Annotated in this window: 21 protein-coding genes; 7 read left to right on the top strand and 14 right to left on the bottom strand. The window is 73.3% G+C overall.

Going from position 1 to position 19,339, the window contains the following annotated elements; translation table 11 throughout:
• Positions 1 to 342 precede the first annotated feature (342 nt).
• The 5 genes from ACFWVC_RS33580 to ACFWVC_RS33600 form a co-directional block, all read right to left on the bottom strand.
• Complete coding sequence (locus tag ACFWVC_RS33580; RefSeq protein WP_384296561.1) at positions 343 to 834, bottom strand: hypothetical protein; 492 nt, start codon at positions 832 to 834, stop codon at positions 343 to 345.
• 52 nt (positions 835 to 886) lie between these two features.
• Positions 887 to 2,068, bottom strand: a complete 1,182-nt coding sequence (locus ACFWVC_RS33585; protein ID WP_384296562.1) for a lactate 2-monooxygenase — start codon at positions 2,066 to 2,068, stop codon at positions 887 to 889.
• Between the two features lie 71 nt (positions 2,069 to 2,139).
• Positions 2,140 to 2,676 (bottom strand): DoxX family protein, encoded by a 537-nt coding sequence (locus ACFWVC_RS33590; RefSeq protein ID WP_384296563.1) that lies wholly within the window; start codon positions 2,674 to 2,676, stop codon positions 2,140 to 2,142.
• A gap of 118 nt (positions 2,677 to 2,794) precedes the next feature.
• Positions 2,795 to 3,406 (bottom strand): NAD(P)-dependent oxidoreductase, encoded by a 612-nt coding sequence (locus ACFWVC_RS33595; protein WP_384296564.1) that lies wholly within the window; start codon positions 3,404 to 3,406, stop codon positions 2,795 to 2,797.
• 120 nt (positions 3,407 to 3,526) lie between these two features.
• Positions 3,527 to 4,402: an Fpg/Nei family DNA glycosylase gene (locus tag ACFWVC_RS33600; RefSeq protein WP_384296565.1), complete on the bottom strand. Its 876-nt coding sequence runs from the start codon at positions 4,400 to 4,402 to the stop codon at positions 3,527 to 3,529.
• Between the two features lie 148 nt (positions 4,403 to 4,550).
• On the opposite strand from ACFWVC_RS33600, the gene ACFWVC_RS33605 reads away from it, so the two are divergent.
• Together ACFWVC_RS33605 and lnt are read left to right on the top strand one after the other, a co-directional pair.
• Entirely contained in the window at positions 4,551 to 5,303 is a 753-nt protein-coding gene (locus ACFWVC_RS33605; RefSeq protein ID WP_384296566.1) for a hypothetical protein, read from the top strand.
• Positions 5,304 to 5,563: 260 nt separating this feature from the next.
• A complete protein-coding gene (gene lnt, locus ACFWVC_RS33610) occupies positions 5,564 to 7,078 on the top strand; it encodes an apolipoprotein N-acyltransferase (protein ID WP_384296587.1) in 1,515 nt (504 codons plus the stop codon).
• Here the strand turns inward: lnt and ACFWVC_RS33615 are convergent.
• Positions 7,050 to 7,949 (bottom strand): Gfo/Idh/MocA family protein, encoded by a 900-nt coding sequence (locus ACFWVC_RS33615; RefSeq protein ID WP_384296588.1) that lies wholly within the window; start codon positions 7,947 to 7,949, stop codon positions 7,050 to 7,052. The genes lnt and ACFWVC_RS33615 overlap by 29 nt on opposite strands.
• A gap of 754 nt (positions 7,950 to 8,703) precedes the next feature.
• Here ACFWVC_RS33615 and ACFWVC_RS33620 point away from each other — a divergent pair.
• Together ACFWVC_RS33620 and ACFWVC_RS33625 are read left to right on the top strand one after the other, a co-directional pair.
• On the top strand, positions 8,704 to 9,222 hold the full coding sequence (locus tag ACFWVC_RS33620; protein WP_384296567.1) for a DinB family protein: 519 nt from the start codon (positions 8,704 to 8,706) through the stop codon (positions 9,220 to 9,222).
• A gap of 67 nt (positions 9,223 to 9,289) precedes the next feature.
• Positions 9,290 to 9,646, top strand: coding sequence for a hypothetical protein (locus tag ACFWVC_RS33625; protein WP_384296568.1), 357 nt, complete (start codon positions 9,290 to 9,292; stop codon positions 9,644 to 9,646).
• A gap of 27 nt (positions 9,647 to 9,673) precedes the next feature.
• On the opposite strand, the gene ACFWVC_RS33630 is transcribed toward ACFWVC_RS33625, so the two are convergent.
• From ACFWVC_RS33630 to ACFWVC_RS33655, 6 genes are all read right to left on the bottom strand, one after another.
• On the bottom strand, positions 9,674 to 10,357 hold the full coding sequence (locus tag ACFWVC_RS33630; RefSeq protein ID WP_384296569.1) for a uracil-DNA glycosylase: 684 nt from the start codon (positions 10,355 to 10,357) through the stop codon (positions 9,674 to 9,676).
• Between the two features lie 197 nt (positions 10,358 to 10,554).
• Positions 10,555 to 11,316, bottom strand: a complete 762-nt coding sequence (locus ACFWVC_RS33635; RefSeq protein WP_384296570.1) for an SDR family oxidoreductase — start codon at positions 11,314 to 11,316, stop codon at positions 10,555 to 10,557.
• A 23-nt stretch (positions 11,317 to 11,339) separates the two neighbouring features.
• Positions 11,340 to 12,101, bottom strand: coding sequence for a 3-oxoacyl-ACP reductase FabG (gene fabG / locus ACFWVC_RS33640; protein WP_384296571.1), 762 nt, complete (start codon positions 12,099 to 12,101; stop codon positions 11,340 to 11,342).
• A 119-nt stretch (positions 12,102 to 12,220) separates the two neighbouring features.
• A complete protein-coding gene (locus tag ACFWVC_RS33645; RefSeq protein ID WP_384296589.1) occupies positions 12,221 to 12,562 on the bottom strand; it encodes a DUF3037 domain-containing protein in 342 nt (113 codons plus the stop codon).
• A gap of 47 nt (positions 12,563 to 12,609) precedes the next feature.
• The gene (locus tag ACFWVC_RS33650; RefSeq protein WP_384296572.1) at positions 12,610 to 13,428 is read right to left on the bottom strand and encodes a HipA family kinase; all 819 of its coding nucleotides are present in this window, start codon (positions 13,426 to 13,428) and stop codon (positions 12,610 to 12,612) included.
• A gap of 74 nt (positions 13,429 to 13,502) precedes the next feature.
• Positions 13,503 to 14,414, bottom strand: a complete 912-nt coding sequence (locus tag ACFWVC_RS33655) for a LysR family transcriptional regulator (RefSeq protein WP_384296573.1) — start codon at positions 14,412 to 14,414, stop codon at positions 13,503 to 13,505.
• 148 nt (positions 14,415 to 14,562) lie between these two features.
• On the opposite strand from ACFWVC_RS33655, the gene ACFWVC_RS33660 reads away from it, so the two are divergent.
• Positions 14,563 to 15,828, top strand: coding sequence for an MFS transporter (locus ACFWVC_RS33660; protein ID WP_384296574.1), 1,266 nt, complete (start codon positions 14,563 to 14,565; stop codon positions 15,826 to 15,828).
• A gap of 121 nt (positions 15,829 to 15,949) precedes the next feature.
• Entirely contained in the window at positions 15,950 to 16,426 is a 477-nt protein-coding gene (locus ACFWVC_RS33665) for a Rieske (2Fe-2S) protein (RefSeq protein WP_384296575.1), read from the top strand.
• Between the two features lie 94 nt (positions 16,427 to 16,520).
• Here the strand turns inward: ACFWVC_RS33665 and ACFWVC_RS33670 are convergent, their stop codons facing one another.
• Together ACFWVC_RS33670 and ACFWVC_RS33675 are read right to left on the bottom strand one after the other, a co-directional pair.
• The gene (locus ACFWVC_RS33670) at positions 16,521 to 17,363 is read right to left on the bottom strand and encodes a hypothetical protein (protein WP_384296576.1); all 843 of its coding nucleotides are present in this window, start codon (positions 17,361 to 17,363) and stop codon (positions 16,521 to 16,523) included.
• 12 nt (positions 17,364 to 17,375) lie between these two features.
• Positions 17,376 to 18,290: a LysR family transcriptional regulator gene (locus ACFWVC_RS33675; protein WP_384296577.1), complete on the bottom strand. Its 915-nt coding sequence runs from the start codon at positions 18,288 to 18,290 to the stop codon at positions 17,376 to 17,378.
• 74 nt (positions 18,291 to 18,364) lie between these two features.
• Here ACFWVC_RS33675 and ACFWVC_RS33680 point away from each other — a divergent pair, with 74 nt between their 5' ends.
• A complete protein-coding gene (locus ACFWVC_RS33680) occupies positions 18,365 to 19,321 on the top strand; it encodes a DMT family transporter (protein ID WP_384296578.1) in 957 nt (318 codons plus the stop codon).
• Positions 19,322 to 19,339 lie beyond the last annotated feature (18 nt).

Below are 19,339 nucleotides of genomic sequence, written 5' to 3' on the forward strand. Positions count from 1 at the left end.
CACACCCGCACCGAACACACCGGACCTCCGACGCCCGGCCACAAACCGCCCCGCCGCCCAACGGCCATGGCACGGCCGCCCCGGCCGATCCGGGCAACGTCCACGACAACCCCCACAGGGGCGCGGGGAACTGCGCGACCAGCCCCCACACACCCGCACCGAACACACCGGACCTCCGACGCCCGGCCACAAACCGCCCCGCCGCCCAACGGCCATGGCACGGCCGCCCCGGCCGATCCGGGCGACGTCCACGCCAACCCCCAAGGGGCGCGGGGAACTGCGCGACCAGCCCCCACACACCCGCACCGAACACGAAGGCGAACGCGAACGCACGGCAACGCCTCAATGCCCCGCAAGGGCCTTCACCGTCGCGACGGCCGTGCCGATGGCCGCGTCCACGACGCCCGCGATCAGGGCGGTCGGCAGCCCGCCGCCCATGCGCAGGCCGCCGAGGCAGCCCCAGCCGAAGAGCGCCGCGATGTCGACGACGGCGGAGGTCAGGAGCGCGGTCGTGAGCGGCATGGCCCCGAGCGCGGCCACACCGACGAGGATGAGCGGGCCCACCGCGGCGAGCAGCAGCGGGCTGCTGACGTGCAGGAGCCTGCGCAGCTCACGCCCCGTGGCGAGGCGGCCGGCCACCGTGTGGTGCGCCTGCTGGTCGGCGACCAAGGCCGCCAGCCACACACCGAGCGCGGCGGTGGCGATCGAGGCCGCGGCGCCCGCCGATTCGACCTCGTCGCTCGCGGAGAGGCCGACGACGACGGAGATCATGGTGATGGTGGCGTAGATCCGCTCCTTGAGCCGCTCCGTCGCGGCCTCCACGTCCTCCGGCACCCCACCGGTCTACCCGCTCCGCGGGCCCGTCCGCCGTCGACCCCCGCGATCTTCAGCCCTTCGGCCCCGCCGTCTCCCCCAACGACAGCGCGGCGGGACCGAGGTCGGCCGGGCGGCGGTGCCCGGAGAGGGCGAGGGTGAGATCGAACTCGGCCAGCAGACAACGGATCACGTGCTCCACGCCGCTCTGGCCGCCGAGGCCGAGGCCGTACGCGTAGGGGCGGCCGAGCAGGACGGCGCGGGCGCCGAGGGCGAGGGCCTTGAAGACGTCGTCGCCCGTGCGGACGCCGCTGTCGAAGAGGACGTCGAGGCGGTCGCCGACGGCCCGGACGACGGCCGGCAGGACCTCCGCCGCGCCGATCGCGCCGTTGACCTGGCGGCCGCCGTGGTTGGAGACGACGACGCCGTCCATGCCCGCGTCGGCGGCCATGCGCGCATCGTCGGGGTGCTGGATGCCCTTGAGCACGATGGGACCCGCCCAGTGCTCGCGCAGGAACGCCAGGTCCGGCCAGCTCTTGCCCGGGTCCGCGAACATGCCGACGAAGTGCAGCACCGCGGCGTTCGGATCCTCCTCCACCGGCTTGGCGAGCCCCGCCCGGAACGCGGGGTCGGTGAAGTAGTTGGCGGTGCCGATGCCCTGGAGGAACGGCAGGTACGCCTGGTCGAGGTCGCGCGGCCGCCAGGCGAGCAGCGGCGTGTCGAGGGTGACGAACAGGGCGGTGTAGCCCGCGGCTTGGGCCCGGCGCAGGAAACTGGCCGTCACCTCGCGGTCCTTGGCCCAGTAGAGCTGGAACCAGCGTTCCGCGTCGCCCATGGCCGCGGCGACCTCCTCCATGGGCGTGCTGGACGCCGAAGAGGCCACGAAGGGCACACCCTGCGCTGCCGCCGCCCGCGCTGCGGCCGGTTCGGCGTCGGGGTGGACGATCGAGAGCACGCCGACGGGGGCCAGCGCGAGCGGTGCCGGAATCCGGCGCCCCAGCACCTCGGTCGTCAGATCGCGCCCGGTGACGTCGCGCAGCATGCGAGGGACGATCCGCGCGCGGTCCAGCGCCTCGCGGTTGGCGCGCGCGGTGCGTCCGCTGCCGGCGCTGCCCGCGACGTAGCCGAAGGCCTCGGGGCCGAGCCGCTCCGCGGCCAGTTCCTCCAGCCGCGTCAGGTCCGTGGGGAGCGAGGGCCGCTGGCCGGCCATCCCGTTGAGGTAGATCTCGTACTGGTAGTCCGCCCGGTCGGCCATGCGTGGTCCCGTCTCTCGTCCGCGTGAGGACTGTGTCAGGGCCGGGCCGCCGCGTCCACCGTCAGGTCGGTTCAGGCGTCGGGCAACTCCCGTGCCATCCGGGCGCGTACGACGCAATTGCGGCGGGTGATGACCGTCGCGGCGGCTACCGCGCTGCCGAGGAAGCCGAGGGCCAGCGTCCACGGGCGGTCGAGGCAGCCTCCGGTCACGTGGTCGAGCGAATACCGCCCGGGGCCGGCGACGGCGAGGCACGCGGCGGTGAACCCGAGGAAGCACGGGTACTCGAAGCCGCCGGAGGTGGCGAAAAAGCCCGCGGGCACGTGGACGGAGACGGCCCCCGCCATCGCTCCGGCCGCCGCCGCCCCGGCCGCCGGAGTGGCGAGGCCCAGGGCCAGCAGCGTGCCGCCGCCCGCCTCGCCGAGCCCCGAGGCCAGGGCGGCGGCCTTGCCGGGCTCGAAGCCCATGGACTCCATGAATCCCGCGGAGCCCTCAAGCCCTTGGCCGCCGAACCAGCCGAAGAGCTTCTGCGAGCCGTGGGCGACGAGCACCCCGCCGAGCCCGACGCGCAGCGCGAGCAGTGCGATGTCCTTGCGGTGGTTCAGCGGCATGGCCGGCTCCTGTTCGCCGCGGTGGCGCCCCGGTGCGCCGGAGCAGGACTCCTCCCCAGTCTCGGGGGGCGCCGGGCGGAGCGCCCGCCCGCGCTGGGCCGTCCGGGGGCGCAGGTCGTCAGGACGTGATCGCCACGGCCCGCCGCACGCAGTCCTCGGAGCCCGCCGCGCGGAGCATGAAGTCGGCGACGTCGGCGCGGCTGACCCGGGAGGCGAGTCCGAGCCGCAGGTCGGTCCCGGTCCGGTAGACGCCGGAGTAGCGGCCGCCGGTGAGGATCGCCGGCTGCACGATCGTCCAGAGGTCGCCCTCGGCGCGGACCAGGGCGTCCTGGTCGTCCTTGTCGCGCATGACGGCGGGGATCACGAGGGACATCACCGCGCGGTAGGCGCCGCGGTGTCCCTGTCCCGTGCCGTAGGCGCCGACCACGACCAGCCGCCGTACCCCGTGCCGGCGCATGGCCGGGAGGATGCGCCGCATGCCCTCGGCGCAGATGGCCCCGCCGCGCGGCGACCGCGTCCCGAGGGCGCTGAGCACCGCGTCGGCGCCGTCGACGACCCGGTCGACGGCCTGAGCGTCGCGCACGTCCCCGGGAAGGATCCGCAGTCCCGCACGCCCGGAAAGGCCGACGGGGTTCCGTACGAGGACGGTGACCTCGTGGCCGGCGGCCAGGGCGAGGGGGACGAGCCGGCGCCCGAGGTGGCCGGTGGCTCCGAAGACGGCGAGGCGCATGTCAGCGGCGCTCCCGGGTCGCGCGCTCGGGCGCGCGGGCCCGGTCGCCGGCGGCGTCGGACATGGTGGCCCCTTTCGGTGTCCGGTCACCGTCATCCTCGGGCACCACGCGGGGCGCGGCTACTTCAGCAGGCGCGACATCCGGCGGTCGGCAAGGGGCTTGCCGCCGGTCTGGCAGGTGGGGCAGTACTGAAGGGAGGAGTCGCTGAAGGAGACCTCTCGGATGGTGTCGCCGCAGACGGGGCAGGGCTCGCCGGTGCGGCCGTGGACACGCAGACCGGTCTTCTTCTCGCCCTTCAGTTCTCCGGCGGCCAGGCCGCGTGAGCGCTCGACGGCGTCCTCCAGGGTGGTCCGCAGGGCTTGGTACAAACGGCTCACGTCCTCCTCGGAGAGGTTCGCGGCGATGGCGTAGGGCGACATCTTCGCCGCGTGCAGCACCTCGTCCGAGTACGCGTTGCCCACCCCGGCGATGACGCCCTGGTCGCGCAGGACGCCCTTGACGCGGCGGCGCTCACCGGCGAGCAGCGCGGCGAAGGCGTCCCGGCCGAAGGCGGAATCGAGGGGGTCGGGGCCGAGCCGGGCGATGCCGGGGACGTCCTGGGGGTCGCCGACGCAGTACACGGCCAGGCGCTTCTGGGTCCCGGCCTCGGTGAGGTCGAAGCCGGCTCCCTCGGGCTCGGCGAGGAGCAGCCGCAGGGCGAGCGGCCCCTTCCCGGGGCGCGGCGGGAGCGTGGGCAGGTCGTCCTTCCAGCGCAGCCAGCCGCCGCGGGCGAGGTGGACGGCGAGGTACGGCCCGTCGCCGTCGTCGGTGGTGAACACGAGGAACTTGCCGCGTCGCCCGACCGCGGTGACGGTGCGTCCCACCAGGGCGTCCAGCGGGGGGTCGTACGTCTTGAGGACGCTGACCGCGACCGGCATCACCCGGCCGACCTGGTGCCCGGTCATCCGGCCGGTGAGGAATCCGGCCAGGGCCTCCACTTCAGGCAGTTCCGGCATGCGACCAGTGTGCCGCGCGCGGTGACGACATGCGACCGGCATCCGCCCGGTTCTGTCCGGTTTACATCCCAATACCACGACGTGAACACAGAGTTGGATGATCGGAACAACTGGACAGCGGGGGCTCTTGTATGAATGATCGGGACCCATGGCCGAATCTCTCCCCCTGCCCCCCGAGGTGCCGCTCCCGGACACCGCGGCGCTGGACCCCACCGAGGTGATCCCGCGCCCGCAGCCGGTGGAGGCGGGTGAGGCCGAGTCGGTCAGGATCATCAGCGGGGAGGTCGTCGGTGGCCGCCACCGGGGCGCCCGCCGGGTCCCCGGACGGGGTTCGCTGGGCACCGCGGTGCTGTCGGCGACCGGCGCCGTCGCCGGCCTGTCGCTGCTGATGCCACACGGTTCCGCCGGCACGGTCGCCGGTGGGGCGCAAGAGCCGGTGGTCGCGCTGCCGGACACCGAGGTCAAGGACGCCGCCGCGCCTCCGGCCGCCGGGGCGACCGCCTCCGCGCGCGCGGAGGACACGGACACCGTGGTGACGACGGCCGCGGTGACGAACACCGGCACGGGCGGCACCGCCACCGTGCACGACGCCGTGCAGACCACCGCCGACGACTCGGACGACACCAAGGACACCCCCCGGCACGCGCGCCCCAACGGCGGCTGGGACACCCAGGACTGGGAGGAGGCGGTCATCCGCACCGCTTCCGCGCACCACCACTCCGAGCACGGTCAGCACCGCGGCCGGCACCGCACGGGCGGCCACCAGCAGCACGGCGGGCAGCACTCCGCGGGCTACGGCGCGGGCCAGGGCCAGGGGAACGGTCACGGCCAGGGTCACGGGAACGGCAGGGGCTTCGGGCCCGGCGAGCACCGCGGCGGCCAGGACGACGGCAAGCGCTGAGAGCGCGGGCATGCGGCGCTGACGGACCCTCAAAAAAGTCCACGGCGGCAGCCGGGATGTCCGGCATCAGCAGTGCGGCCCAGCAGCGGGATGACGACCTCTCCTCCTGACGCTCTCGAACGGTCTCCAACGGCCTGCGGGCGGATCGCGGCAGCCCGCGACCGCCGCGACACGCCAGGTGAACGCCGTGTCGCCCCCTGTCCCAGGCGGAGCGCACGGCCGAGACTGGAGGCAGACGACCAAGAGGAGCGCAGGTGACGGTGAAGGTCGACAGCGCGCCGGCCCGGACCTCCCGGCCCGCCTCGCCCTGGGTCCGGGGCGCGGCCGCCGCGGCGGCGGGGGCCTTGCCGGCGCTCGCCTTCCCGGCACCGTCCCTGTGGTGGCTGGCGTACGGGGCCCTGGTGCCGTGGATGCTGCTCGCCCGGTCGGCCCCGACGGGGCGGCGGGCGGCGCTGGACGGCTGGCTCGGCGGAGCCGGGTTCATGGTCGCGGTGCACCACTGGCTGGTGCCGAGCCTGCATGTGTTCATCGTGGTGCTGGCGCTGCTGCTCGGGGCGCTGTGGGCGCCCTGGGGCTGGCTGGTGCGCCGGCTGCTCGGCGGGAGACCCGGCGGGCGCTCGGTGGTGGCGGCGACGGTGCTGGTGCCGTGCGCATGGCTGCTGGTCGAGCTGGTGCGGTCATGGGAGTCCCTGGGCGGGCCCTGGGGGCTGCTCGGGGCGAGCCAGTGGCAGGTCGCGCCGGCGCTGCGGCTGGCTTCGGTCGGCGGCGTGTGGCTGGTCAGCTTCCTCCTGGTGGCGGTGAACACGGCGCTGACGGCACTCATCGCCGTACCCCGGTGGCGGGCGCGCGCGGGGGCGGTGCTCGTCGTGTCCGCCGTGGCGACGGCCGCGGTGTGGCTGTGGGCGCCGGTGCCCTCACGCACGGGGACCTCGGTACGCGTGGCGGTGGTGCAGCCCGGAGTGGTCGTGGGGGCTCAGAACCGTTTCGACCTGGGCGAGCGGCTGACACGTTCCCTCGCCGGCCGGGACGTTGACCTGGTGGTGTGGGGGGAGAGCAGCGTCGGCTTCGACCTGTCGGCGCGGCCCGACCTGGCGAACCGGCTGGCCGCGCTCTCCTCGCTCGTCGGCGCGGACGTACTGGTCAACGTGGACGCGCGCCGCGCGAACGGCGGGGGCATCTCCAAGACCTCCCTCCTCATCGGCCCGGACGGCCCGGTCGGCGAGGCGTACGACAAGATGCGGCTGGTGCCCTTCGGCGAGTACGTGCCGGCCCGCGGGCTGCTGGGCTGGGCCACCTCGGTGGGCAGGGCGGCGGGTGAGGACCGGATCCGGGGCGACCACCAGGTGGTCATGGACACGGGCACCGTACGTCTTGGCCCGCTGGTGTGCTTCGAGTCGGCGTTCCCCGACATGAGCCGCCATCTCGCCGACGACGGCGCGCAGTTGCTGGTGGCGCAGTCCTCGACCTCGTCGTTCCAGCACAGCTGGGCCCCGGCGCAGCACGCCTCGCTCGCGGCGCTGCGCGCGGCCGAGACCGGACGGCCGGTGGTGCACGCCACGCTCACCGGGATCAGCGCGGGCTACGACTCCGAGGGGCGGCCGACCGGACCGTGGCTGGGCACGTCCCGCAGCGGTACGCAGGTCTACGAGGTACCGCTGGCCGCCGGGCGCACCCTGTACGACCGGCTGGGCGACTGGGTGCCCCGGCTGGCGGTGCTGCTGCTGGCCGGGGCGGGCGTGTACGCGCTCAGGAGGTCTGCTCGGCCACCGCGGTGACGATGCGTTCGCACAGTTCGTGGGTGCGCAGCGCGTCTCGGGCGTCGAGCGGCTTGCCGTGCCGCACGGCGTCGAGGAAGGCCAGGGTGATCTGCTCGATGCCGCGCTGGCGGGCGACCGGCACCCAGTCGCCGCGCCGGCGCAGCGTCGGCTGGCCCTTGTGGTCGATCACCTCGGCGAGGTTGACCACCTGGCGCTTGGAGTCCTGGCCCATGACCTCCAGCACCTCCTCGGTGGAACCGTTCATGCGGTTCATGACACCGATCGCGGTGAAGCCGTCGCCCGACAGTTGCAGCAGCACGTGGTGCAGCAGGCCGTCGCGGACCCGCGCGCGCACGTCGGTGTGCTCGATCGGGCCGGGCACGAGGAAGCGGAGGGTGTCCACGACGTGGATGAAGTCGTCGAAGACCACACCGCGCGGGTCCTCGGCCAGGCCGATGCGGTTCTTCTGCAGCACGATCAGGTCGCGCGCGTGCTCCAGGCACTGCGTGTAACCGGGCGCGTAGCGGCGGTTGAAGCCGGCCATGAGGCCGACGCCCCGCTCCTCGGCCAGGCGGACGAGGTACTCGGCGCCCGCGAGGTCGGGGGCGAACGGCTTGTCGACGTACGCGGGCACCCCGGCCTCGATCAGCCGCTCGGTGATGGCGACGTGGCTGAGGGTGGAGGCGTGCACGAACGCGGCGTCCAGGCCTTGGTCGAGCAGCGCGTCAAGGGTGGTGTGGCGGTGCGGCAGGCGGTAGCGGTCGCCGACCTCGTCGAGCGTGGCGGGGGTGCGGGTGTGGAGGTGGAGTTCCAGTCCCGGCTGGGCGGCGAGCACCGGGAGATACGCCTTGCGCGCTATGTCACCGAGTCCGATCACCCCGATTTTCAGGGGTTCCATGTGTGCTCCCGCCTGCGGTGCCCGGTCGTTTCCGCTGGCAGCATACGCTTTCGTTCCGGGTAGGTTCTTTCCCCGCCCTCCCGCCCTCCCCCAACCTTCGGCCGGGGGTGCCCCCAGCCCTGTGAAGTCACGCACCCCGGCGCGCGTGCGGGGTGGGCCGGGTGCGGGGCCTCCGGGGCTGCACGTCCCGGACTGGCATATTTACGTGCGTGACGGGCACCTGCCCATCCCGTCCCGGCCCGGATGCCGCACACAAATATGCCGCAGCGTCCAGAACATCCACCCCTACGACCCCGCCCCCTCCGTCTCGTCATGCGCCTGATCCCCAGTAGGGGGTGGAAGGCGCCCATGGCACAGGCCCACTGCTGGTGCGGCGGCACATCGGCCGCCCAGGCGTCACCGCCCACACACACCGGTGGGGTGCCCAGGCATCCGCGGTCGCCCCGGTCCGCCTCCATACCCCCCACTGGGGATCAGGCGCGAACACTACGGAGGGGGCGGGGTCGTAGGGGTGGGCGTTCTGGACTGTGGAGCATATTTGGGTGCACAACCCGGAGTAACCAACAGAGAGTGCCCGAGGCACCAAAATGTGCTGTCCAGAATGCCCAGCCCCGGAGGCCCCGCACCCGGCCCACCCCGCAACGCGCGCCGGGGTCACTGACTTCACAGGGCACACGGGAGGGCGGGCGGGGAAAAAACCTGCCCAACAGATAATGCGTCGACGCCATCGCCCCCCGCCGCCATCATGGCCGCCATGACAACGACACCCGAACGCACCGATCCACCCCACGTCGCCGACGAGCGCACGATGCTCGACACCTGGCTCGACTTCCACCGCGACACCCTGGCGCTCAAGTGCGCCGACCTGGACGACGAACAGCTGCGCACCGCCAGCGTGCCGCCGTCCGGGCTCACCCTCCTCGGTCTGGTCCGTCACATGGCCGAGGTGGAGCGCGGCTGGTTCCGCAACGCCCTCGCGGGCGAGGAGGCGACGCCGCTGTATTACACCGAGGAGGACCCGGACGGGGAGTTCCACGACCTCGACAAGGCCGACACCGCCGAGTCGTTCGCCACCTGGCGCGCCGAGATCGCGCACGCCCGCGAGCTGGCCCGCGGTCGCTCTCTGGACGACATCGGCCTGGGCCGGCGCAAGAACCCCGTCTCGCTGCGGTGGATCTACGTCCACATGATCGAGGAATACGCCCGCCACAACGGGCACGCCGACCTCATCCGCGAGCGTGTCGACGGCGTGACCGGCGACTGATCACCCCTACGGGGAATGGCCAAGGGCGCGCCACCGCACGAGAGTTGTGAGGGTGCGTCGATGTGCGGTGGCAGTGGTGGCCCTTGCGGCGATGGTCGCCGTCCCGGGATGTGTGACCGTCCCCGAGCGGCAGCCCCGGATGCCGCTCCCGGCCCCCGCCGCGTCGGCCGCCGACGTACCCGTACCCGTGGTCCAGGAGCCCGCTCTGGAGGCCCTGACCACCGTGGGCCCCGAGCCGTCCGCCTACCCGGCCACCCCGCGCACCCGCCATCCCGCCGCCCCCGCGGCGGCCCCGCACCGCACCGCGTCCCCGGCCGCCACACGGGCCGGGGGCGCGAACGTGTGCGCCTGGGGGGAGCGGTACGGCGGCTGGGCGCCGAGCGGCGACGCGGCGCACATCTGCCGGGACACCTACGGCCGTTGAGCGGGCCCGCCGGTCCACGCGGGCGGATCAGTGGCCGGCGAGGTCCGGGATGCGCCAGTCGACGGGGTCGTGGCCCTGGGCCTTGAGCGCCTCGTCGATCTGCGTGAAGGGCCGGCTGCCGAGGAAGAGCTTGGCGGACAGGGGCGAGGGGTGGGCGCCCTGCACGACCGCGTGCCGCTCGGTGTCGATCAGGGGCAGCTTCTTCTTGGCGTAGTTGCCCCACAGGACGAAGACCGCCGGGTCGGGGCGGGACGCCACGGCCTTGATGACGGCGTCCGTGAACTTCTCCCAGCCCTTGCCCTTGTGCGAGTTGGCCTCGCCCTCGCGCACGGTCAGCACCGCGTTGAGCAGCAGGACGCCCTGCTCGGCCCACGGCATGAGGTAGCCGTTGTCCGGGACGGGGTGTCCGTACTCGTCCTTCAGCTCCTTGAAGATGTTCCGCAGGGAGGGCGGGGTCTTCACCCCCGGCAGCACCGAGAAGCACAGTCCGTGCCCCTGGCCCTCGCCGTGGTAGGGGTCCTGGCCGAGGACGAGGACCTTGACCTTGTCGTACGGCGTGGCCTCCAGCGCCGCGAAGACCTGCTCCCGCGGCGGGTAGATCCGGTGGCTCCCGCGCTCCTCGTCGACGAACTCGGTGAGCTGGGTGAAGTAGGGCTTCGCCAACTCCTCGCCGAGGACGGCCTGCCAGGACTCGGGCAGCGTGATGGGCACGTCAGGAACCTCCGGTACGCGATCCGTTACTGGGACGAACGTACCGTTCCCCTCTGACAGTCGCTCCGCGCGGGGGATCGCCCCGGGCACGGGCACGTGAAGTCCCTGGCACCGGCCGCCGTTTCGCGGGCGGGACCAGGGACTGTGCACGTGGGAGCGCGGACGGACCCGGGCGCTCAGCGCTCAGCGCGCAGGGATCAGTGGCCGACGCTGGCGTTGAGGAAGATGCCGCCGTCCACGACGAGGGTCTGGCCGGTGATCCAGGCCGCCGCGTCGGAGAGCAGGAAGGCCGCGGCGCCGCCGATGTCCTCGGGGACACCGAGACGCTTGAGCGGGTACGCCGACGCCGCCTCCTCCTCGCGGCCCTCGTACAGGGCGGCGGCGAACTTGGTCTTCACGACCGCCGGCGCGATGGCGTTGGCCCGGATGCCGGGAGCCATCTCGGAGGCCAGCTGCAGCGTGAGGTTGACCATGGCGGCCTTGCTCATGCCGTAGGCGCCTATGAAGGGGGAGGCGCTGATGCCCGCGACGGAGGCGATGTTGACGATCGCGCCGCCGTTGTCCTTCATCCACGCCTTGTAGGTCTGCTGGGCGAAGCCGAGCGCGGAGATCACGTTGGTCTCGAAGACCTTGCGGGCGACACCGAGGTCGAGGTCGGAGAGCGGGCCGAAGACCGGGTTGGTGCCGGCGTTGTTGGCGAGGTAGTCGACGCGGCCGAAGGCCTCCATCGTGCGCTCGACGACCTCGGCCTGGTGGGCCTCGTCGTGGGCCTTGCCGGCGACGCCGAGCGCGCGGTCGGCGCCGAGCCGCTCTACGGCCTCCTTCAGCGCGTCCTCGTTGCGGCCGGTGACGACGACGCGGTCGCCGCGGGCGACCAGGGCCTCGGCGATGCCGTAGCCGATGCCGCGGCTGGCGCCGGTCACGATCGCGACGCGGCCGCTGTCGGGCTGGGTGCTCATGGGTGCGGGTCTCCTGTCGCGGGTCAGTTGAGCGGGCCGCCGGCCACGTACAGGACCTGGCCGGACACAAAGCCCGCGGCGTCGCCGGTGAAGAAGGCGATGGCGTTGGCGACGTCGTCCGGGTTGCCGACGCGCTGGACCGGGATCTGGGTGGCGGCGGCGGCCTGGAACTCCTCGAAGCCCATGCCGATGCGGGCGGCGGTCGCGGCGGTCATGTCGGTGGCGATGAAGCCGGGGGCCACGGCGTTGGCGGTGACGCCGAACTTGCCGAGCTCGTGGGCGAGGGTCTTGGTGAGGCCCTGCAGACCGGCCTTGGCGGCCGAGTAGTTGGCCTGGCCGCGGTTGCCGAGCGCGGAGGACGAGGACAGGTTGACCACGCGGCCGAACTTCGCGTCCACCATGTGCTTCTGGACGGCGCGGGTCATCAGGAAGGCGCCGCGCAGGTGGACGTTCATGACCGTGTCCCAGTCGGACGCGCTCATCTTGAAGAGCAGGTTGTCGCGGAGCACGCCGGCGTTGTTGACCAGGATCGTCGGCGCACCGAGCTCCTCGGCGACCCGCGCGACCGCGGCCTCGACCTGCGCCTCGTCGGAGACGTCGGCGCCGACGGCGATGGCCCGGCCGCCGGCCTTGGTGATCTGCTCGACGGTGTCCTTGCACGCGACCTCGTCGAGGTCCAGCACGGCCACGGCGCGGCCCTCGGCGGCCAGACGCACGGCGGTGGCGGCGCCGATGCCGCGCGCCGCCCCGGTGACGATCGCTACGCGCTGCTCGGTGGTCGACATCTGTTCTCCTCAGCCCTGTGGGGTCCGGTCGCGCAGGTGAGCGACCGCTTAGTACGTCCCGCAGTCGAAACCGTAGGAGCGCAGTGACCCTGTGTCAACGCCCACCGCGCCGATGTGGTTCAGCGCACCAGAAGCTCGAGCAGGCGGTCCACCTCGGCCTGCGGATCGGCGGTCAGCCCGGTGTGGATCGGGCCGGGCTGCACGATCGTGCTGCGCGGCGCCGTCAGCCACCGGAAGCGCCGGCCGGGGTCGTCCTCCGCCGCCTGCCCGGCGCGCTCGCCGCCCGCGCAGATGCCCTCGTAGCCGCGCAGGGCGGCCTGTACGCCCGCCACGTCGACCTCCGGGTCCAGGCAGCGCAGCCGGGTCTCGTCCAGATGGACCCGGGCGCCGACGAAGGACTTGGCGCGGCAGTACACCAGCACGCCGGCGTTGATCAGTTCGCCGCGCTCGATCCGTGGCATCACGCGCACCAGCGCGTACTCGAAGACGTCGCGCCCGTTCGCCGTGCTCACTTCGCGGCCTTCCCCTCGACCCAGGTGCGCAGCCACTCCGGCGGCGCCTGCTTCTCCTGCTGCTTCGGGGCGAGAGTGATGCGCTCCCCCACCGTCCCGGCGCGGGCCAGCAGCACCCGCTCGTAGGCGCGCCGCACGTCGTCGGGGCCGTCGAAGCCGGGCTCGTCCACCAGCCACTCATCGGGGATCTGCGCCGTGACCTCGCGCAGCAGCGCCTCGTCCACACGCGGGGCGAGGTCGCGCGCGGCGGCCTCGATGTCCGGGGCGAACCGGGCCAGCGCGTGGTCGGCGGCGTCGTAGGGCTTGTCGGCGGCCTGGTCGGCGCTCTTCCAGTTGTGATGGAAGATCAGCGAGGCGCCGTGGTCGATCAGCCAGAGGTCCTTGTGCCAGACCAGCATGTTCGGGTTGCGCCAGGAGCGGTCGACGTTGCCGATGAGCGCGTCGAACCACACGATCCGGCCCGCCTCCCCGGACTCCACGTCGAAGACCAGCGGGTCGAAGCCGAGCGCGCCGGGCAGGAAGTCCATGCCGAGGTTGAGGCCGCCACTGGCCTTGAGCAGGTCCTGGATCTCCTGGTCGGGCTCGCCGAGCCCGATCACCGGGTCGAACTGGAACCGCACCAGCACCGGCACCCGCAGCCCCAGCCGCCGGGCCAGCTCCCCGGCGACCACCTCCGCGACCAGTGCCTTGCGGCCCTGTGCGGCACCGACGAACTTCACGACGTAGGTGCCGAGGTCGTCGGCCTCGACAACCCCTGGCACCGATCCGCCCTCGCGCAGCGGCGTCACGTACCGGATCCCGGTCACTTCCTCCATGTGCGCATCCTAAGAGGCCGCGCGCGCCCGGCCGGACACGGTGCCCCGGTCGCGGCCCGGTGGCACGGACGGCGTCACGTCCCCTCCGGGGCCGAGCGGTCGCGCCGGACCAGCTCGACGAAGCGCCGGGCGGCGGGACTCGCCGCGTGCCCCTTGGGCAGGACGAGGTCGACGCGGCGTTCCAGGCCGGCATCCGCCAGCGGGACGAGCCGCAGCGCGCCGGCGGGGCGCGCGTGCCGGGAGAAGTCCAGCCCGTCCGGTACGAGCGCCACACCCACGCCCACCGCCACCAGGTCGAGCACCATGGGCCATTCCCCGACCTCGCACACGGTCCGGCGGGTGAGGCCGGCGTCCCGGAAGGCCCGGTCGGCCTGGACGCGGATCGCCCAGCCGGGCGGGGTGTCCACGAAGCGCTCCGCGGCGAGGCGGTCGATCGTGACGGGCTCCCCGCCGGCGAGCGGATGGTCCGGTGGGCACGCCAGCACGACCGGTTCCGCGACGAGCGGGACGACATCGAGGCCCTCGCTGTGCGAGGGCACCAACGGCACGAGGGCGCAGTCGAGTTCGCCGCCGGCGACCATCTCCAGCATCCGGACGGCGGGCAGCTGGCAGACCGTGACGTCCACGCCGGGGTGGGCCAGCGCGAACCGGGCGATCCACGAGGTGAAGGGCAGCGTGTGACCGATGGTGTGCATGGCGCCCACCCGCAGCCGCCCGGACAGGACACCGCGCGCGTCGCGTACGGCCTGCCGGGCGGCCTCCGCGGCATCGAGGGCCTGCCGTGCCGCGGGCACCAGCGCCTCGCCCTCGGAGGTCAGCCGGACCGGGCGGGTGCCGCGCACGAAGAGCAGGGCTCCCACCTCCTTCTCCAGCGTGCGGACCGAGGAGGACAGGCCCGACTGGACGATCAGCTCGCGGGCCGCGGCCCGGGTGAAACTGCGCTCGTCGGCCAGCGCGACGAAGTGCCGCAGATTGCGAAGCTCCATACGCACATCATCTCTCATGGAGATGGAAACCATCTGTTCCGGATCTCCGGGAGCTGACACGGGGTTCGGGCCGGCGCCTGTTGTGGTCGTACGCGGCAGGCGTTTCCGGCCGCGGTACACCTCTCCGATCCGTCACCGAAGGACCCAGATGACCACTCTCCCTTCCGCACCCCTGGCCACGGCCACGGCCGGCCGCCCGTCCCGGGGCCGGCATGCCCACGGTTTCTGGTTCGTCGCGGCGGCGTTCCTGTTCCTGATGGCCTTCGGTACGGTGCCGACCCCGCTGTGGCCGCTGTACCAGGCGCGCGATCACTTCGGCGCGACCGCGGTCACCATCGCCTTCGCCGTCATGGTGGTCGGCGCGGCGTTCAGCTTCGGCCTGCTCGGCCATCTCTCCGACCGTCTCGGCCGGCGTCGCGTCATCGTCCCCGCGCTGCTCGTCGCCATCGCCTCGGCCGGCGTGCTCGCGGCATGGCCCGGCCTGCCCGGCCTCATCGTGGGTCGGGTGCTCACGGGTGTCGCGGTGGGGCTGATGGCGTCCACGGCCACCGCGTACCTCTCCGATCTCCACCACCAGGCCCGTCCCCACCGCGCGGGTTCGCCGATGCCGGCGCTGGTCGCCAGTGCCGTCAACCTCGGCGGCCTGGCCCTGGGACCGCTCGTCTCGGGTGCCCTCGCGCAATGGGCTCCCGCACCCTTGACCACCTGCTATCTCGTCTTCGCCGCCGTCATGGCGGCAGTGCTCCTGCTGGTGCTCCGCACTCCCGAGACGGTCGACACCCGCCTCACGGCCCGGGACCGCCCCACCCGCTTCGCCCTGCGTCCCGGCCAGGGCGGCGTCTTCGTCGCGGCGGCGAGCCTGGGCTTCTTCGCCTTCGCGCTGATGGGTCTCTTCTCCAGCCTCGGCGCCGTCATGGTCCGCGGCCGGCTCGGCATCACGTCCACGTTCGTCGTCGGGCTGGCCCCCTTCACGGTGTTCGCCGCCTCGGCGGTGGCCCAGCTCGCCCTGGACGCCCTGCCCCCGCGCCGCCAGCTCGTCATCGGCTCCGCGGCCTTCCCCGTCGGCCTCGCCCTCACCGCACTGGCACTCGACCACCCTGCGCTCTGGCTCTTCCTCCTCGCCGCCGCCCTCGCCGGCGGAAGCGCGGGCCTGCTGTTCAAGGGCGCGGTCGCCCAGAGCGCCCGCGCCGCCGATCCCGCCTCGCGTGCGGGCGTGCTGGCCGCCTTCTTCGTCATCGCCTATGCCGGCATGGGCCTGCCGTCCATCGCGTTCAGCGTCGTCATCCGGCATGCCGCACTCGTCTCGACCATGATCGGCTTCGGCGCGGTCCTCTCCGCCGGCGCGGTGCTCGCCGTCGCCGTCGCGCTCCGGCACGACGCCGCCGCGGGACACGGAAAGGTCACGAAAAAATAGTTTCGTCGCGCATTGAACCAACCTCGGGACCCCTCCGTATGCCTGTGCAGAGCGTGATCTCACGCCGCCGGGCGGGCACGACGCCGGCCCGGAACGAACGAGGCAACAGGAAGTGTGAGGCATGGCCGAGACGACTGGCATCGCAGGAGCTCCCACCCGCCGCGTCGTAGTCGCCGGAGTGGGTGCGGCGGGGCTGGCGGCCGCGCTGGCCGCGTGCGGCGACTCGAACGACTCCTCCGGCGCGTACAACTCCGCGGCCCCCCAGCAGAGCGGCGCCGCCACCGGCGGGCAGGAGAGCGGGAACGGGGGGGCTCAGCCGCTGGCGAAGACCTCCGACATCCCGGTCGGCGGCGGCACCGTCTTCGCGGACAAGAAGGTGGTCGTGTGCCAGCCGACGGCGGGCCAGTTCAAGGCCTTCTCGGCGATCTGCACGCACCAGGGCTGCGCGGTCAAGGACGTGGCGAACGGCACGATCAACTGCCCTTGCCACGGCAGCAAGTTCAACGTCACCGACGGCAGCGTCGCCGCCGGTCCCGCGACCCAGCCCCTCCCGGCCGCGACCGTCACCGTGCAGGGCGACTCCATCACCCTCGCCTGAGCCGCACCGCGCGGGTGCGCCGGACGACGTCCGGCACACCCGCGCCCGGTGACCACGGTGCCCCGCCGGTGCCGGGCAAGGCCGCGGAATCGGTTCAGGGCGTGCGCAGCACGGCCGCTCCCAGCGCGGACCGGCGTTCCCGTGCCTCGTTCCGCAGTTCCGCGAGCGCACGCCACCGGATCGCGGCGGGAGGGGAGAACCGTCCGGCTGACGCCCGGATGTGCTCCTCCCAGCGGTCCTGCCAGAACTCGACCGTCCACCCCGGCCACCGCGACGCCATCTCCGGTGCTCGCGCGGCAGCTCCGAGGAGCCACCAGCCCACCCGGCGTCGGTCCGGATCGACATGGAGGCCCGACTCCGCGGCGACCTCGCAGCGGTGGTGGTCGGGGGCTCCCGCGAGACGTTCGAGGACAGCCGGCCCCTCGGCCACCGGATGGTCGTTGCCTGCGGACAGCACGTAGCAGCGGTCCGCGCCGACGGTGACGACACGGACCATGGGATCGCGCTCCGCCAGTTCCTCGTCGTCCACCCCGAGGGCGGCGTCCGGAATCGTGCGGCCGCCGCGGTACCGGACGTCTTCGGGGTCGAGGCCGAGGTGGGTGCGCAGTTCCGCGGGGCCGTCGTACGTCCAGAGAAGCTCCCAGCCCGGCCACGCGCCCCGCAGGGCGTCCCACATCACGGCCCGGTGGCGCATCTGCGTGATCGGACCCTCCCACGCGAAAAACAGCAGTGTCCTGCTCCGCAGATCGATCAGCGCCGCGGCCTGGCACAGCCCCTCGTCCCGCCATTCCGCGACACCGCGGGACCGCAGCAGCGGCACCAGCACATCAGGCCCCGCGAGCAGATCGAGGTCGAGGCCGACCGCCCCGAAGCGGGCCTCGTACACCTCGTGTCCGCCGTCTTCGCGCGCTATGACGTACGTCGCCCATTCAGCCACGTGGGGATGATCTCAGGCGTCGGCCGCCGCCACCTTCGCGCCCGCCGCGCGCAGGGCCTCGACGGCGGCGCGGATCGCGGGGCGGCGGTCGGCGTCCGCGCGCCATACGGCGTAGATGTGGCGGCGCATGGTGTGCCGGACGGGCAGCGCCCGCACGCCGGCCGGCAGCAGGCCGCGGCCGAGGCGGGGGACGACGGCGACCCCGAGCCCCGCGGCGACGAGGGCGAGCACGGTCGGGTGCTCCTCGGCGTGGTGGGCGATGCGCGGTTCGACGCCCTTGCCGCGCAGGGTGAACAGCAGCCATTCATGGCAGAAGCCGCCGTCGGGCCAGGCGATCCAGTCGTCGCCGGCGAACTCGGCTAGGTCCACCTCCGCGCGCCCGGCGAGCGGGTGCCCGACCGGGACGACGACGTCGGCGATGTCGTCGAGCAGCGGCTCCTTCGCCAGTCCGCCGGGCAGCGAGAGCGGTTTGTTGTACCAGTCGAGGACGACCGCGAGGTCGATGTCCCCGCGCACCAGGCGGCCCAGCGCGGGCTGCGGCTCCATCTCCTGGATCATGGCCCGCAGCGCGGGGAAGTCGCTCCGCAGGGACATCAGCGCCTGCGGGAAGAGGCCGCGGACGGCGGTCGGGAAGGACCCCATGCGCAGCTCGCCGACCGGCGCCCCGCGGTGCGCCTCCAGGTCGGAGTGGGCGAGCTCGACCAGGGACAGGATGCGGTCGGCGTGCCCTGACAGCAGCCGGCCGGCATCGGTGAGCCGCACCCCGCGGCCGTTCTTGACCAGCAGGGCCTGCCCGGTCTCCCGCTCCAGCTTGGTCATCTGCTGCGAGACCGCCGAGGTCGTGACGTGCAGGACGTCGGCCGCCGCGCTCACCGAGCCGTAGGCGGAGATCGCGTGCAGGATGCGCAGCCGCTCCAGGTTCAACATGTAAGCGATGCTACGGGATTCCTCGGAGTGAAACTCCCTTGTGCTAAGAGGTTGCATCCGTCATCGTGTGGGCCATGAGCGCAACCGCCCGCCCGGCCGGCGCCGGCCTCACCCCGGCCGCCTCCCCCGTCTCCCCCGCCGCTCCGGCCCGCCGCCCCGCGCTCGACTGGCGGGTCAGCTGGGCGGTCCTCGCCCTCATATGGGGCTTCAGCTTCCTGTTCATCAAGGTCGGCACGGAGGCCTACGCCCCGCTGCAGGTCGCCCTGGGCCGGATGGTCTTCGGCACGCTGGTGCTGGCCGTGGCCTTCGCGGCCAGGCGGCAGCGGTTGCCGCGCGGCGCGCGCACCTGGGGCCACATGGCCGTCGCCGCGCTGCTCCTCAACACGCTGCCGTTCTCGCTGTTCGCGTACGCGGAGCTGACGATCCCCTCGACGCTGGCCGGCATCTGCAACGCCACCACCCCGCTGTGGAGCATGCTGCTCTCGGTGGTGGCCCTGTCGGACGACAAGCCCACCCGGCAGCGTGTCGCGGGCGTCGGCATCGGCTTCGTCGGTGTGCTGACCGTGCTCGGCGCGTGGCAGGGCTTCTCGGGGACGGACCCGTCGGGCACCGCGATGGCGCTCGGCGCGTCGGCGAGCTACGCGGTCGGCTGGATCTACGTCCGCCGGACCCTCAGCGGCAGCGGCAACTCGGCGCTGTCCATGTCCTTCGCGCAACTGCTGCTCGGCACCGTCCAACTGGCCGTGCTGACGCCGTTGTTCACCTCAACCCCGGACGGCTGGCCGCTGTGGCCCACGCTGTCGGTCGTCGCGCTCGGCGCGCTGGGCACGGGCATCGCGTTCCTCCTGCAGTACGGGATCGTCGCGGAGAAAGGCCCGACGATCGCCACGATGGTCACCTACCTCATCCCGGTCATCGCCACCGCGGCCGGCGTCGCGCTGCTCGACGAGCGGCTGAGCTGGAACGAGCCGGTCGGCGCGGTCGTCGTGCTCGCCGGGGCCGCGCTCACGCAGCGCCGCCCGAAGGGCTGACCGCGGACCACCGGGCCG

This window comes from Streptomyces sp. NPDC058691, from assembly GCF_042714775.1.
In the GTDB taxonomy this organism is placed as follows: domain Bacteria; phylum Actinomycetota; class Actinomycetes; order Streptomycetales; family Streptomycetaceae; genus Actinacidiphila.

Excerpts from the sequence above, each read along its gene's own strand:
- ACFWVC_RS33595 (WP_384296564.1), bottom strand. The coding sequence starts at position 3,406 with ATGCGCCTCGCCGTCTTCGGAGCCACCGGCCACCTCGGGCGCCGGCTC.
- fabG (WP_384296571.1), bottom strand. The coding sequence starts at position 12,101 with ATGTCGACCACCGAGCAGCGCGTAGCGATCGTCACCGGGGCGGCGCGC.
- ACFWVC_RS33605 (WP_384296566.1), top strand. The coding sequence starts at position 4,551 with ATGGCCGAATCTCTCCCCCTGCCCCCCGAGGTGCCGCTCCCGGACACC.
- ACFWVC_RS33655 (WP_384296573.1), bottom strand. The coding sequence starts at position 14,414 with ATGGAGCTTCGCAATCTGCGGCACTTCGTCGCGCTGGCCGACGAGCGC.
- ACFWVC_RS33665 (WP_384296575.1), top strand. The coding sequence starts at position 15,950 with ATGGCCGAGACGACTGGCATCGCAGGAGCTCCCACCCGCCGCGTCGTA.
- ACFWVC_RS33635 (WP_384296570.1), bottom strand. The coding sequence starts at position 11,316 with ATGAGCACCCAGCCCGACAGCGGCCGCGTCGCGATCGTGACCGGCGCC.
- ACFWVC_RS33590 (WP_384296563.1), bottom strand. The coding sequence starts at position 2,676 with ATGCCGCTGAACCACCGCAAGGACATCGCACTGCTCGCGCTGCGCGTC.
- ACFWVC_RS33680 (WP_384296578.1), top strand. The coding sequence starts at position 18,365 with ATGAGCGCAACCGCCCGCCCGGCCGGCGCCGGCCTCACCCCGGCCGCC.
- ACFWVC_RS33660 (WP_384296574.1), top strand. The coding sequence starts at position 14,563 with ATGACCACTCTCCCTTCCGCACCCCTGGCCACGGCCACGGCCGGCCGC.
- ACFWVC_RS33620 (WP_384296567.1), top strand. The coding sequence starts at position 8,704 with ATGGCCGCCATGACAACGACACCCGAACGCACCGATCCACCCCACGTC.
- ACFWVC_RS33650 (WP_384296572.1), bottom strand. The coding sequence starts at position 13,428 with ATGGAGGAAGTGACCGGGATCCGGTACGTGACGCCGCTGCGCGAGGGC.
- ACFWVC_RS33585 (WP_384296562.1), bottom strand. The coding sequence starts at position 2,068 with ATGGCCGACCGGGCGGACTACCAGTACGAGATCTACCTCAACGGGATG.
- ACFWVC_RS33645 (WP_384296589.1), bottom strand. The coding sequence starts at position 12,562 with ATGCCACGGATCGAGCGCGGCGAACTGATCAACGCCGGCGTGCTGGTG.
- ACFWVC_RS33675 (WP_384296577.1), bottom strand. The coding sequence starts at position 18,290 with ATGTTGAACCTGGAGCGGCTGCGCATCCTGCACGCGATCTCCGCCTAC.
- ACFWVC_RS33600 (WP_384296565.1), bottom strand. The coding sequence starts at position 4,402 with ATGCCGGAACTGCCTGAAGTGGAGGCCCTGGCCGGATTCCTCACCGGC.